Genomic DNA, 13,734 nt, shown 5'->3' with positions numbered 1-13,734 from the left:
CGGATCAATGTCGTTGCCCGCCGTGCCCACTCCACCGACGCCGCTCTACCCGCCATCGAGCGTTCGGCGGCTGGCCACCGCCAAGTTTAAAAGAAGAATATTTTTCGCAAGAATTTACTTGTTGATCATTTTTTGCGCTGGCTTCCACACCATGATTGTTTTTTCCGTGATTACTGACTTTGCAGATATTGATTCTATTATTCGCAGAATAAGGGGCGGGACTTGTTATATCGGCTTATCAATTTATCTTTTGATCGCCTTCCCAAAAAAACTTGAGAAGGTACTGTAAAAAACAAATCAGATTGATTAAAACAGATGACGATGCGCAGCCTGAAATAATCCCTGTCTTGCGTATCAGATGTGTCTGACTTTCAAACCGGCGCCTTCAGATCCACACCCAATGCCTGCGCAAACGCCTTGACCAGCGGGCTGCGCACGGTGTTGTGGCGCAGGATCAGATTGAACGGCGTGACGATGCTGATCAGGTCCGGGCGCACCGCGCGAAATTGTCCCTGAGCCGCCATCGATGCGGCGTAATGCTGCGGCAAAAAGCCCAGGAAACGCCCGGTCTTGATCAGCAATGCCACGGCTTCCACCTGAGTTGCCGAGGCTGAAAAACTGTCGTAGTGGACGAAATTGAGTTTGTCGCGATGAATCGCGTAGCGGTGGTTGATGAACTCGTAATCCTTGAGCACGTGGCTGCCGATTTCGGCGTCCGGCATCGAGAACAGCGGATGACCGAGCGCGCAGTAAACCTCCGAGCGTTCTTCATACAGCGCGTAGTAATCGAACTCTTCACGCTTCTGATAAACAGGAACGATGCCCGCCACTAACCGCCCCTCTACGACGCCTCTTTCGACTTCATCCAGTTGCGATGACTGAAGTTGGAACCTTACTTTAGGTGACTCTTCATTGATTCTTCTAAGCGCAGCCACTAACGGTGAATTATCGTCGGAGATTGTATTGTCAATAACACCTACCCCAAGGTCACCGACAAGTTCATTCTGCGCCGAACTAAGCCGATCACGAAAGTTGTCAACCGAGGCAAACAAGTCGATGGATGCCTGGTACACCAGACTGCCTTCTTCGGTCAGATGAAAGCCTTCCCGGCCTCGGGTGCACAGGCGCATGCCAATGCGGATTTCAAGGTCGGAAATCTGTTTGCTGATGGCTGCCAGCCCCACATTCAGCTCGTTCTGGGCGGCACTGAAGCCTCCGGCCTCGACCACGGCCTTGAACACTTTTAGCAGTTTGAAATCCAGGCCACTGAGGGCCAGCGGCGCCCGATGCGACGTTTTCGGTGGCGGGTTTCCGGAATTGGAAAGTGGGGTTTCCATAATGCTTATTTACCTCTGGCGCCCTATTCAACACTCTGTGTCCAACAACAAAAATAGTGCTGGTAAATAATAATGAACACAGAAAACCAGGCTTGGCAACCGCTAATAATCCCCGTACTTCAGTGCCAACTCACTGATTTCGAACTATTAAAAGCTGACACTTCGATCAGCTCTCGCAACGATATAACTGCCCCTATTGAAACTGCTTTGGCCTGACCACGCCCGGTTGATTTTTTAACGATCCCGGCACGGGTTCCAGGTCCGGCATACCGATCTGTAGGAGCGAGGCTTGCCCGCGAAGCTCTTCGGCATCACACCAAACTAATGACTAACTTCCGGCTACGACGAGGAAAACAACAATGTCTCAATCCACCGACCGTCTCTGGGGTGCCCGCTTCAAAAGCGGCCCGTCCGAAGCCCTGGCGGCGTTGTCCCGTTGCCCCGAACGCTACTTTCGCCTTACCCCGTATGACCTCGCCGGTTCCAAGGCGCATGCCCGTGAACTGCAACGCGCCGGGCTGTTGAGCGAGCAGGAAACCCAGACCATGCTCGATGCCTTGCAGCGCATCGGTGATGACTTCCGCGCCGGCAGTATTGCGCCGACCCTTGACGACGAAGACGTCCACACCTTTATCGAACGCCTGCTGACCGAACGCCTCGGCGCCCTCGGTGGCAAACTGCGCGCCGGGCGGTCCCGTAACGACCAGACCGCCAACGACCTGCGCCTGTTCCTACGGGATCACGTGCGCACCCTGGCCGTCGAAGTGCTGGCCTTGCAGCAAGCGCTTGTGGATCAGGCCGAGCAACACATCGAGAGCATCTGTCCAGGCTTCACTCACTTGCAGCAAGCGCAACCGATCGTCTTCGCTCACCACTTGCTGGCTCACGCTCAATCGATGCTGCGTGACGTGCAACGCCTGGTGGACTGGGACAATCGCACCTCGCTGTCGCCACTCGGCGCGGCGGCCATGGCCGGTTCCGCCATCGCGCGCCTGCCGCAGCAGTCGGCCAAGGAAATGGGCTACAGCGGCGTCTGCGAAAACTCCATTGACGCCGTGGCCAGCCGCGATCACGTCGCCGAGTTTCTGTTTATCGCCAGCATGCTCGGGATCAACATTTCCCGCCTCGCCGAAGAGTTTTGCCTGTGGTCGTCGCGGCAATTTCGCTGGGTCGCGCTGGACGATGCCTACGCCACCGGCAGTTCGATCATGCCGCAGAAGAAGAACCCGGACATTGCCGAACTGGCCCGGGGCAAGGCTGGCCGCTTGATCGGCAACCTCACCGGGTTGTTATCGACGTTGAAATCCCTGCCGCTGTCGTACAACCGCGACTTGAGCGAAGACAAGAACGGCGTGCTCGACAGCGTCGACACGCTGCTGCTGGTGTTGCCGGCCATGGCCGGGATGGTCGCAACCATGAAGGTCAACGTCGAAGAGCTGCGTCGCCAGGCACCGCTCGGTTTCACCCTGGCCACCGAAGTCGCCGACTGGCTGGCCATGCGCGGCGTACCGTTCAAGGAAGCGCATGAAATCACCGGCGCGCTGGTCCAGGCCTGTGAGAAACACGACATTGAATTGTGGGAAGCATCGCCGGCGCTGCTGGCCGAGATTGATCCACGCCTGACCGCGGAAGTGCGCGAGAGTCTGACCCTCGAAGCTGCCATCGCCGCCCGCAGTGGCTGGGGTGGCACGGCGCCGCAACAGGTGCGCGAGCAGATCGGCCGTCTGAAAACCGCCCTCGCGGCGCAGCAGCAATGGACCGAGAACTATCAGGGTTTCCGCCTCTGAAGCAGCACGCAAAAATCCGTAGGAGCGAAGCTTGCTCGCGAAGAGGTCATGTCAGTCGACCTCAATGTTGAATGTCACACCGCTTTCGCGAGCAAGCTTCGCTCCTACAGGGGATTTTGGTTGATCTGAAAGAACAGTGTACGGAGAAACAACATGAGCCAGACTCAGGCAGAACGACTCCAGCGGGAGCGAAAACTGGCGGAAAACCAGTTCGACATTACCCAATACCACCACGTGCCCCGGCGTTATTACGGGCGGATTTTTTTCGCCACCGTCATCGTCATTGCGATTCTCGGGCTGGTACGCGCCTTCGCCGAAGGCAAGATCGAATGGTCGTACATCGGCCAGTTCCTTACCTCGCAAGCGATCATGTGGGGTTTGCTCAACACCATCGTCATGGCGGTGCTGGCGATGGCCCTGGGCATCGTCTTCGGGGTGATCACGGCGATCATGCGCATGTCGGCCAATCCGATCCTGCGTTATGTCGCGGTGACCTACACCTGGCTGTTTCGCGGTACGCCGCTGATCCTGCAACTGCTGTTGTGGTTCAACCTGGCGCTGATCTTTCCCACCATCGGCATTCCCGGCGTGTTCGAGATGGACACCGTGACTCTGATGACCCCGTTCGTGGCCGCCCTGCTCGGCTTGAGCATCAACCAGGGCGCCTACACCGCCGAAGTGGTGCGCGCCGGCCTGCTGTCGGTGGACACCGGGCAGTACGAAGCCGCCAAGTCGATCGGCATGCCACGCCTGCAAGCCCTGCGCCGGATCATCCTGCCGCAAGCCATGCGGGTGATCATTCCGCCGGTGGGCAACGAGTTCATCGGTATGGTGAAAATGACCTCCCTGGCGAGCGTCATCCAGTACTCGGAGCTGCTCTACAACGCCCAGAACATCTACTACGCCAACGCCCGCGTGATGGAGCTGCTGATCGTCGCCGGTATCTGGTACCTGGCCACCGTCACCGTGCTGTCCTTCGGTCAAAGCCGTCTGGAGCGTCGTTTCGCTCGCGGCGCCGGCAAGCGTTCTTGAGGAGCCCCACATGAGAAGCATCGTCAAGGCCGTGAGCCTGAACAAATATTACGACCAGTTCCACGCGCTCAAGGACGTCAATATCGAAGTCGAGCAAGGCGAAGTGCTGTGCATCATTGGCCCGTCCGGCTCCGGCAAAAGTACCTTGCTGCGTTGCGTCAACCAGCTGGAAAAGATCGACAAGGGCGGCCTGTGGGTCGACGGCGAACTGGTGGGTTACCGGGTCGTCGGCAACAAACTGCACGAGCTCAATGAGTCGCAGATCGCCCGTCAACGCCTGTCCACCGGCATGGTGTTCCAGCGTTTCAACCTGTTCCCGCACATGACTGTGCTGCAAAACATCATCGAAGGGCCGTGCCAGGTGCTCAAGCGTTCGCCCAAAGAGGCGCACGAAGAAGCCGTGGAATTGCTCGCTCGCGTCGGCCTGGCCGACAAGCGTAACAGCTACCCGATCGAACTCTCGGGTGGTCAGCAGCAACGCGTCGCCATTGCCCGTGCCCTGGCCATGCGTCCCAAGCTGATGCTGTTCGATGAACCCACTTCGGCACTCGACCCGGAACTGGTCGGTGAGGTGCTGTCGGTGATGCGTGACCTCGCGCAAACCGGCATGACCATGATCGTCGTCACCCATGAACTGGGCTTTGCCCGTGAGGTTGCCAACCGCATGGTGTTCATGGACGGCGGGCAGATCGTGGAGGCTGGAAGCCCCGAAGAAATACTAATAAGTCCGCAAAACCCGCGCACCCAAAGCTTCATTTCTGCCGTTCGAACCTAAGCGCCGTTTGGCGCTCACAACACTCATAAGAGAACGACCATGAAGAAAATAGTTATCCCAACAGTACTCGCAGGCGTTATGGCTTGCGGCTTCACCTTCGCCGCTGAGCTTCCGGCCGGCATCAAGGAAAAAGGCGAGGTCGTTGTGGCGATCATGCCGAACTACCCGCCGATGGATTTCAAGGACCCGGCCACCAACACCCTCACCGGTCTCGACGTTGACCTGGGCAATGCCCTGGCCGAACGTCTGGGCGTGAAGATCAAGTGGCAGGAAACCGGCTTCGAGCAAATGATCAATGCCCTGACCACCGACCGCGTGGACATGGTGATGTCGGGCATGACCGACACCGCTGAACGCCAGGCCAGCGTGACCTTTGTCGACTACTTCACCAGCGGCCCGCAGTTCTACACCTTGCAGAAGAACAAGGACTTCAACGAGATCACCGACCTGTGCGGCAAGAAAGTCGGCACCAGCCGTCGTACCACCTTCCCGGCGGAAATTGCTGAATACAGCAAGGCCCACTGCGAAGGCGCCGGCAAACCGGCGATCGTGGTGGTCGGCACCGAAGGCTCGGCCGATGCCCGCGCGCAATTGCGTCAGAGCCGTATCGATGCGGCCATGCAGGGTAGCGAAACCCTGCCGTATCTCAAGACCCAGGAAAAGGACATGTACAAGACCGTGGGCCTGCCAATCTCCCAGCAGTTCACCGGCCTTGGCGTGAGCAAGAAAAAGCCTGAGTTGAGTGAAGCGGTGAAGGTCGCGTTGCAGAGCATGGTCGATGACGGCAGCTATCAGGCGATCCTCAAGAAATGGGACCTGGAACTGGGCGCGATCAAGACCGTGACCATCAACGCCGGCAAGTAATGCTTGCCCTGTAGGCGCGAGGCTTGCCCGCGAAGGCGGTGTTTCAGTCAGCAGAGATGTTGAATGTACCGGCCTCTTCGCGAGCAAGCTTCGCTCCTACAGGAACTGCGTTTTACTTATAGATAAAATGGAGCGCCACGATGTCCTCCTCCCCCCAACCCTCCTGGCCCGACCCGCACAAAGCCTGCCTCGCCCTGGCCTTCGACCTCGATGGCCCGACGGGCGATGCGATGCTCAACGGTTCGATCTGGCGCAAGCCCGAGTACTTCGGTTTTGGCGGTTATGGTCCTTACCGGGCCTTGCCGCGGATTCTGGATTTGCTCGACGAATACCGGATCCCGACGACCTTTTTCGTCCCCGCCTGGGTCGTGGAAAACTGGCCGAAACAGTGCCAGGCGATTGTCGAGCGTGGGCATGAGGTGGCGTACCACGGCTACAAACACGAATCCTTTTACGCCCTGGCGCTGGAACAGCAAAAGGACGTGATGAACAAATCCCGCGAGGTGTTCTGGAAACACCTGAACATCCGCGCCGAAGGTTTCCGCACCCCCTCCGGCGACTGGCGAGCCGAGACCCCGGCGATGCTGGTGGAAGCCGGCGTGACTTACTCCAGCAGCATGCGCGGCGATGACCGCCCGTACCTCGTGAAAGTGCCGGGCCATGAAACCCCGCTGGTGGAAATCCCCGGCCGCTGGGAAATGGACGACTACGCCTCCCTCGCCTACACCCGGGCGCCGGACTTCCCCTCGGGGCTGGACCGCACCGCCAGCTACGCACTGACCCTCGACAACTGGTGCCGCGAGTACGACGGCGCGATGAATGAAGGGCTGTGCCTGACCACCCTGTTTCACCCCAAGATCACCGGCAAGCCGGGGCGCATCCTGCTGCTGGAAAAGCTCTTCGAACATATGCGTCAGCGCGACGACGTGTGGTTTGCCACCTGCCGCGATGTCGCCCAGTGGTGGCTCAAGGAGCATCACCATGGCTGATTCCACCGTCTGGCCCAAAGGCTACCGCTGCGCCGTGGTCCTGACCGTCGACTACAACGACATCCACGGCATCCTGACCCAGGCGCCTGAAGTCGCCGGCCGCGACAAGACGCTGTCGGTCTGGCGTTACGGCACCCAGCGCGGCGTCGAGCGGTTGCTCGGTTTGTTCGCCGAACTCGGGGTAAAAAGCAGCTGGTGCATCCCGGGCATCGTTGCCGAGGAAAACCCGCAACACCTTCGGGCGATTCAGGCCGGCGGGCATGAGATCGCCTGCGCCGGCTATCGCCACCAGAACTACGACCTGCTCGATCTGGCCGGACAAAGCGCCGAGATTGCCAAGGGTTGCGAAGCGCTCGCGGCACTGACCGGCCAGCGTCCGAGCGGGTTTCGCATCCCGGCCGGTAACGGTGCGCCGGGCTTCATCGAGGCGCTGAGGAACCAAGGCATTCGCTGGTCTTCGTCGTGGCGCGGCGATGATTTGCCGTTCGCTCACCCCACCGCCCCCGAAGTGATCGAGCTGCCGTTGCACTACGAACTGGAAGACGAGCCCTATTTCGCCTTCAACCTCAGCCCGGCGGTGCCGCCGGCACAATCGCGAATCGCCTCTTACAGCCACACCCTGGGCAACCTGCAAATGGACTTCGCCGGGTTTCGCCGGTTTGGGCTGTGTTACGTGCTGCGCCTGCACCCGGAAATCATTGCCACGCCGGGGCGAATTGGCGTGTTGCGTGAATTGCTTGAGGGCATGCAGCAGCACGATGACGTGTGGATCGCCACGGCCGGCGAGGTCGCGCAATGGTGGGCCGATTCGGCAGTCCCCGTGACCGAGGATCATCCGGCATCGGTGTATGAGCGGCATTACCGGGATTACCTCGTATGACTGAACGCATGCAGCGACTCGCGCAGTTTTGCGTCGACACGCGCTTTGAAGATTTGCCACCGGCCCTGGTGGCGCAAGCCAAACGGCACATCCTCGACACCTTCGGCGTGACATTGGCCGGGGCTGACAGCGAAGTGGCGAAACAGGCGCGTCAGGTATTCGCAAGTGAAGCCGGTGACACCCTGGTCTGGGGCACTGATCTGCGCATGGGCGCCGCTCAGGCCGCGATCCTTAATGGCATCGCCGCCCACGCCCTGGAACTGGACGACACCGGGGGCTGCGACCACTCCGGCGCGGTGGTGCTGCCGGCGGTGATGGCTGCGGTGTCGATGCAGACCGAACCGGTCAACGGCCGCGAGTTGATTACCGCCGTGGTGATTGGCTACGACGTCAGCCGTCGCGTGCTCGAAGCCTGCGGCGGCTATTCGGCGCACAACGGCGCGGGCTGGCATTCGACCGCCACCTGCGGGGTGTTCGGCGCAGCAGCGGCGAGCGCGCGGATCCTTGGACTGGACGCCGCGCAAACCGTGTCGGCACTGGGCATCGCTGGCAGTTTCAGCGGTGGGCTGTGGGCCTTCATCCACGACGGCTCGCAGAGTAAAAAGCTGCACAGCGGTCGAGCGGCCGAAGGTGGATTGCTGGCGGCGCGGTTTGCTCAACAAGGCATCAGCGGACCGAAAAAGTTGTTCGAGGATGTCTGGGGCGGTTTTCTCAGAACCCTGGCCGGCGTGGCTTCAGAGCCGACCGCGCTCGATGCGGATCTGGGCGTCGTGTGGAAGCTCGCCCGCTGCTCGATCAAGCCCTACGCCGCGTGCCGGGGGACTCATTCGGCAATCGATGCGTTGGGGTTGTTAATGGATCAACTGCAGGTCGGCGCCGATCAGATTGAAGACATCGACGTCTCGTTGTGCGGGTTTCTTCAGGACATGTGCGGTGGGCAGGATGTCAGCACGCTCGCGGCGGCACAGATGAGTTTGCCCTATGCCCTCACCGCCCGGCTGGTTCATGGTCATTGCCGGCTGGAAGCCTATGACGAGGCACAACGGGGCGACCCTCGGATTGCTCACTGGATGGCGCGCATTCGTCTTGAAGTGGATCCGCAACTGTCAGAGGATGGCGAGCCCGTCATCTGCGTGCGGACCGTGGACGGTCGGCAGGCAAATATTTGTGTCGACCCGCCATTGGGCGCGCCGGGGAATCCGTTGAGTGATGCGGCGCTGGAGGAGAAGTTTTTCAGTCTGGCCGGGCGGGTGATGGCCCAGGAGCAGGCTGGGGAATTGCTTGAGCAATTGTGGCGGTTGGACACGTTGGAATCGGTGTTCTGCCTGTGCGGGTCTCTTCGCGGGCAAGCCTCGCTCCTACAGGTCCTGCGTTGATCATGCGGACACCAACAACCTGTAGGAGCGAGGCTTGCCCGCGAATGAAGGCGACGCGGCTCCACGACGAACACTACACAACCTAAATAAGGACATTTGCCCCACCGTGGCCACTTACTCGCTCGTAATCCGCCGGTTGATGATCGTTTCGCTGACCATCGTCGTCAGCCGCGCCATCACCAGCCCGCTGCTCACCTTGTTCCTGAGCAACAAGCTCGGCCTCAACCAGCAGGACGTCGGTTTGCTGTTGGGCATCGCGGTATTTATCGCCACCCTGCTCGCGCTCTATGGCGGCTACATCATCGACCGCCTCGAAAAACGTCGGCTGCTGATTCTGGCGATGCTCTCCAGCGCCATCGGCTTCGTCCTGCTGACCTTCGCCGAAAACCTCTACCTGACCACCGCCACCCTGGTCATCACCGAAACCGCCTCGGCGTTGTTCCTGATCGGCTCGAAGGCGATCCTCAGCGAAAACCTGCCGATTGGCCAACGCGCCAAGGCGTTTTCCCTGCGCTACACCCTGACCAACATCGGCTACGCCACCGGCCCGATGCTCGGCGTGGTGATTGCCGGGGTGTACCCGATTGCGCCGTTCCTGATAGCCGGCGGCATCGCGTTCTTCAGCATTTTCCTGATGATCGGCATCCCCAGGGACTCGTCGCAGACACCCCCGATCGGCCAACCCCAAAGTTTTCTCAAGACGCTGATTACTCTGAAGAACGACCGCACACTGATCATGTTCACCTGCGGTTGCCTGCTCAGCACCGTGGTCCACGGTCGATTCACCCTGTACCTGTCGCAATACCTGCTGGTGACCCATGATTCCAAGCGCGCACTGGAAACCATGGCCGCCCTGCTCGCCTGCAACGCCATCAGCGTGATCCTGCTGCAATACCAGATCGGCCGATTCCTCAAGCGCGAACAGCTGCGTTACTGGATCGCCGGCGGCACCAGTCTGTTTATCGTCGGGCTGATCGGCTTCAGTCTGGCCGACAGCCTGGTGAGCTGGTGCGTGGCGATGTTCATCTTCACCCTCGGCGAAATGATCATTTACCCCGCCGAATTTCTCTTCGTCGACACCCTGGCCCCGGAAGAACTGCGCGGCAGTTACTACGGCGCACAAAACCTCGCGGCCCTCGGCGGAGCCCTGAGCCCTGTGATTTGTGGTTTCCTGCTGATGCACACACCGGCGCCCACCATGTTTTATGCCCTGAGCGCGCTGACGGCCATGGGCGGGTTCCTGTGTTTCATGAGCGGTCGCCGAGTCGCTTTACAGCAAATATAATGCACTCAAACTGCATTAATATGAATTTGTCAGCATCGGGAATGAACGGCACACTGTGCCCCGTTCCTCCCCCAATAGTTGGAACACCTTCAAGGGCTTTCTGGGTTTCCCAGTTAAGCCTTTTTTTTTCCTGGATTTTTACCAACGGATCGTTTGCCTCATGCTCGCTCGCTGGTTACCTGCCGCCATCAACACCCGTCCTTCCGAATGGAGCCGTGCTGCCATTGGCATGTCCCTGGGCACGCTGTTCAGCGTCTGGCTGTGCGCCCAAGTGTTCGGCATGGAAGTGGCGCAACATTTGATCGGGCCGTTGGGCGCATCGGCGGTGTTGCTGTTCGCGGTGTCCTCCGGCGCCCTCGCCCAGCCATGGTCGATTCTGGGCGGCTATTTGAGTGCCGGCGTCGTTGCGCTGCTGGTCGCACATGTTCTCGGCCGAACCCTTGGCAGCGCCTGCCTGGCGGCGGGCATGGCGCTGATCCTGATGTGCTGGCTGCGTTGCCTGCACCCGCCGGCCGGAGCGCTGGCGTTGCTGTTGGTGCTGGCCGATCCGGCAACCATCGCGCTGGACTGGAAAGCCCTCGGCGCGGTCATGCTCGCCGCATCGACCATGCTGCTCTGCGCGCTGGCCTATAACAACCTGACGCGCATTCGCTACCCCAAGCGCGCCGCCGAACCGGTGCCCATGGTGCCGGCGGATCATCCGCCGATCGACAGCCAGGCCATCACCGCCCAGGACTTGAAACTGGCATTGGCGGACATGGAGGCGTTCTTCGATGTCACCCCGGAAGACCTGGAACAACTGATTCATATCAGTGAGTTACACGCCAAACGTCGCAGTATTAGTGAAGTGCTGCGTCATAGTTCCTGACGGCACACCTCCCTGCTCGCGAAGACGCCCTGCCCGTCAACCTCAATGTTGAATTACACAACGCCTTCGCGAGCAGGCTCGCTCTCACAGGTTCATGCAAATATGCAGAAAGCACCTGCACATATCCCGGTTGTACATCACAATTTTGCACTGTTACGATCCAGCATCGCTCGCGCGCGAGCTTCTCTATAAAGAACAATAAAAGCAGGGAGTTAGTGATGACTGCTCAGGTTTCATCGAAAGAGACTTCGTTCATGGATGCCACGCCAAACGAAGTGCTGGCCGAGGTCCGCAACCACATCGGTCACCTGACCCTCAATCGCCCCGCCGGTCTCAACGCCATTACCCTGAACATGGTCCGCCACCTGCAGCGCCAGCTCGACGCCTGGGCGCAGGATCCGCAGGTTCACGCGGTGGTCTTGCGCGGTGCCGGCGAGAAAGCCTTCTGTGCCGGCGGCGATATTCGCTCGCTGTATGACAGTTTCAAAAGCGGCGACACGCTGCACGAAGATTTCTTCGTCGAGGAATACGCCCTCGACCTCGCCATCCACCACTACTGCAAACCGGTGCTGGCCCTGATGGACGGTTTTGTCCTCGGCGGCGGTATGGGCCTGGTGCAAGGCGCTGACTTGCGCGTGGTCACGGAGAAGAGCCGTCTGGCGATGCCGGAAGTGGCCATCGGTTATTTCCCGGACGTCGGTGGCAGTCATTTCTTGCCACGGATTCCCGGTGAGCTGGGGATTTATCTGGGCGTCAGCGGCGTGCAAATCCGAGCAGCCGATGCGCTCTATTGCGGCTTGGCAGACTGGTTTCTGGAAAGCGAAAAACTCGGCGCCCTCGACGAGCAACTCGACCAGCTCGAATGGCGCGACACGCCGCTCAAGGACCTGCAAGGCCTGCTGGCGAAACTCGCGGTGCAACAACTGCCCGATGCGCCATTGGAAGCGCTGCGCCCGGCCATCGATCACTTCTTCGCCCTGCCCGATGTGCCGAGTATTGTTGAGCAACTGCGTGAAGTGACGGTCGCCGACAGCCATGAATGGGCCATGACCACCGCCGACCTGCTGGAGAGCCGTTCGCCGCTGGCGATGGGCGTGACCCTGGAAATGCTGCGCCGTGGTCGGCATTTGAGCCTTGAAGACTGTTTCGCCCTTGAGCTGCACCTGGACCGTCAGTGGTTCGCGCGCGGCGACCTGATCGAAGGCGTGCGCGCCTTGCTGATCGATAAAGACAAGCAACCACGCTGGAATCCGCCAACCTTGCAGGCGCTGGACGCCGAGCACGTCGCGAGTTTCTTCAGCGGTTTTGACCAGAGCGGGAGCTGAGCCATGCACGATATCGAATTGAGCGAAGAACAAGTCATGATCCGCGACATGGCCCGGGACTTTGCCCGCGGCGAAATCGCACCCCATGCGCAAGCCTGGGAAAAGGCCGGCTGGATCGATGACGGTCTGGTGGCGAAGATGGGTGAACTGGGCCTGCTGGGCATGGTGGTGCCGGAAGAATGGGGCGGCACCTATGTCGACTACGTCGCCTACGCCCTGGCGGTAGAAGAGATTTCGGCCGGCGACGGCGCCACGGGCGCATTGATGAGCATCCACAATTCCGTGGGCTGCGGCCCGGTGCTCAACTACGGCACCGAAGAACAGAAACAAACCTGGTTGCCGGATCTGGCCAGCGGACAGGTGATCGGCTGCTTCTGCCTGACCGAGCCGCAAGCCGGCTCCGAAGCGCACAACCTGCGCACCCGCGCCGAACTGCGCGACGGCCAATGGGTGATCAACGGCGCCAAGCAATTCGTCAGCAATGGCAAGCGGGCAAAACTGGCGATTGTGTTTGCCGTGACCGATCCGGACCTGGGCAAGCGCGGCATCTCGGCGTTCCTGGTGCCGACCGATACCGCCGGTTTCATCGTCGACCGCACCGAACACAAAATGGGCATTCGCGCCTCCGACACCTGCGCGGTGACTTTGAGCAACTGCACGATTCCCGAAGCCAATCTGCTGGGTGATCGCGGTAAAGGGCTGGCCATCGCCCTGTCCAACCTCGAAGGCGGCCGCATCGGCATCGCTGCCCAGGCGCTGGGCATTGCCCGGGCAGCGTTCGAAGCCGCACTGGCGTATTCGCGGGATCGGGTGCAGTTCGACAAACCGATCATCGAGCACCAGAGCATCGCGAATATGCTCGCTGACATGCACACCCGGCTAAACGCGGCGCGCTTGCTGATCCTGCATGCGGCTCGGCTGCGCAGTGCCGGCAAACCGTGCCTGTCCGAGGCTTCGCAGGCCAAGCTGTTTGCGTCGGAAATGGCCGAGAAAGTCTGCTCGTCGGCGATGCAGATTCATGGCGGGTACGGGTATCTGGAAGATTACCCGGTGGAGCGCTATTACCGGGACGCGCGGATTACGCAGATTTATGAAGGGTCGAGCGAGATACAGCGGATGGTGATTGCCCGGGAGTTGAAAAACTATCTGGTGTGAAGCTTGAAAGCTTCGCGGGCAAGCCTCGCTCCTACAGGTTATCGGTGTTCGCATGAACGAC

13 protein-coding genes are annotated in these 13,734 nt (G+C 60.1%); 12 read left to right on the top strand and 1 reads right to left on the bottom strand.

The features are described 5' to 3' along the window. The first annotated feature begins 7 nt into the window (after nucleotides 1–7). Nucleotides 8–289, top strand: a complete 282-nt coding sequence (locus tag JIO00_RS13860) for a hypothetical protein (RefSeq protein ID WP_200668510.1) — start codon at nucleotides 8–10, stop codon at nucleotides 287–289. 82 nt (nucleotides 290–371) lie between these two features. Here the strand turns inward: JIO00_RS13860 and JIO00_RS13855 are convergent, their stop codons facing one another. After that, nucleotides 372–1,337 (bottom strand): LysR family transcriptional regulator, encoded by a 966-nt coding sequence (locus JIO00_RS13855; protein WP_083376808.1) that lies wholly within the window; start codon nucleotides 1,335–1,337, stop codon nucleotides 372–374. Between the two features lie 359 nt (nucleotides 1,338–1,696). On the opposite strand from JIO00_RS13855, the gene argH reads away from it, so the two are divergent. The 11 genes from argH (at nucleotide 1,697) to JIO00_RS13800 (ending at nucleotide 13,673) form a co-directional block, all read left to right on the top strand. Continuing rightward, entirely contained in the window at nucleotides 1,697–3,124 is a 1,428-nt protein-coding gene (argH, locus tag JIO00_RS13850; RefSeq protein WP_200668509.1) for an argininosuccinate lyase, read from the top strand. A gap of 153 nt (nucleotides 3,125–3,277) precedes the next feature. After that, complete coding sequence (locus JIO00_RS13845; RefSeq protein WP_010460052.1) at nucleotides 3,278–4,156, top strand: amino acid ABC transporter permease; 879 nt, start codon at nucleotides 3,278–3,280, stop codon at nucleotides 4,154–4,156. A 10-nt stretch (nucleotides 4,157–4,166) separates the two neighbouring features. Beyond that, on the top strand, nucleotides 4,167–4,931 hold the full coding sequence (locus tag JIO00_RS13840; protein WP_010460050.1) for an amino acid ABC transporter ATP-binding protein: 765 nt from the start codon (nucleotides 4,167–4,169) through the stop codon (nucleotides 4,929–4,931). A gap of 39 nt (nucleotides 4,932–4,970) precedes the next feature. Next, nucleotides 4,971–5,795, top strand: a complete 825-nt coding sequence (locus JIO00_RS13835; RefSeq protein ID WP_042932091.1) for an ABC transporter substrate-binding protein — start codon at nucleotides 4,971–4,973, stop codon at nucleotides 5,793–5,795. 140 nt (nucleotides 5,796–5,935) lie between these two features. Further along, nucleotides 5,936–6,784, top strand: coding sequence for a polysaccharide deacetylase family protein (locus JIO00_RS13830; protein WP_169857790.1), 849 nt, complete (start codon nucleotides 5,936–5,938; stop codon nucleotides 6,782–6,784). Beyond that, entirely contained in the window at nucleotides 6,777–7,664 is an 888-nt protein-coding gene (locus tag JIO00_RS13825; RefSeq protein WP_077748388.1) for a polysaccharide deacetylase family protein, read from the top strand. Before JIO00_RS13830 ends, JIO00_RS13825 begins: the two co-directional genes overlap by 8 nt. Next, on the top strand, nucleotides 7,661–9,040 hold the full coding sequence (locus JIO00_RS13820) for an MmgE/PrpD family protein (protein WP_200668508.1): 1,380 nt from the start codon (nucleotides 7,661–7,663) through the stop codon (nucleotides 9,038–9,040). The genes JIO00_RS13825 and JIO00_RS13820 overlap by 4 nt, the downstream gene beginning before the upstream one ends. Nucleotides 9,041–9,146: 106 nt before the next feature. Then, complete coding sequence (locus JIO00_RS13815; protein WP_200668507.1) at nucleotides 9,147–10,325, top strand: MFS transporter; 1,179 nt, start codon at nucleotides 9,147–9,149, stop codon at nucleotides 10,323–10,325. A gap of 160 nt (nucleotides 10,326–10,485) precedes the next feature. Beyond that, nucleotides 10,486–11,193: an HPP family protein gene (locus tag JIO00_RS13810; protein WP_010460040.1), complete on the top strand. Its 708-nt coding sequence runs from the start codon at nucleotides 10,486–10,488 to the stop codon at nucleotides 11,191–11,193. 218 nt (nucleotides 11,194–11,411) lie between these two features. After that, nucleotides 11,412–12,518 carry an enoyl-CoA hydratase/isomerase family protein gene (locus tag JIO00_RS13805; RefSeq protein ID WP_200668505.1) on the top strand — a complete coding sequence of 369 codons (1,107 nt, stop codon included), beginning with the start codon at nucleotides 11,412–11,414 and terminating at the stop codon, nucleotides 12,516–12,518. 3 nt (nucleotides 12,519–12,521) lie between these two features. Continuing rightward, nucleotides 12,522–13,673 (top strand): acyl-CoA dehydrogenase family protein, encoded by a 1,152-nt coding sequence (locus tag JIO00_RS13800; protein ID WP_200668503.1) that lies wholly within the window; start codon nucleotides 12,522–12,524, stop codon nucleotides 13,671–13,673. Nucleotides 13,674–13,734: the final 61 nt, after the last annotated feature.

This window comes from Pseudomonas sp. SW-3, assembly GCF_016615645.1.
Lineage (GTDB): Bacteria > Pseudomonadota > Gammaproteobacteria > Pseudomonadales > Pseudomonadaceae > Aquipseudomonas > Aquipseudomonas mandelii.
The sequence above is the reverse complement of the archived record's forward strand: the minus strand, read 5'-3'. Positions and strand labels throughout refer to the sequence as shown.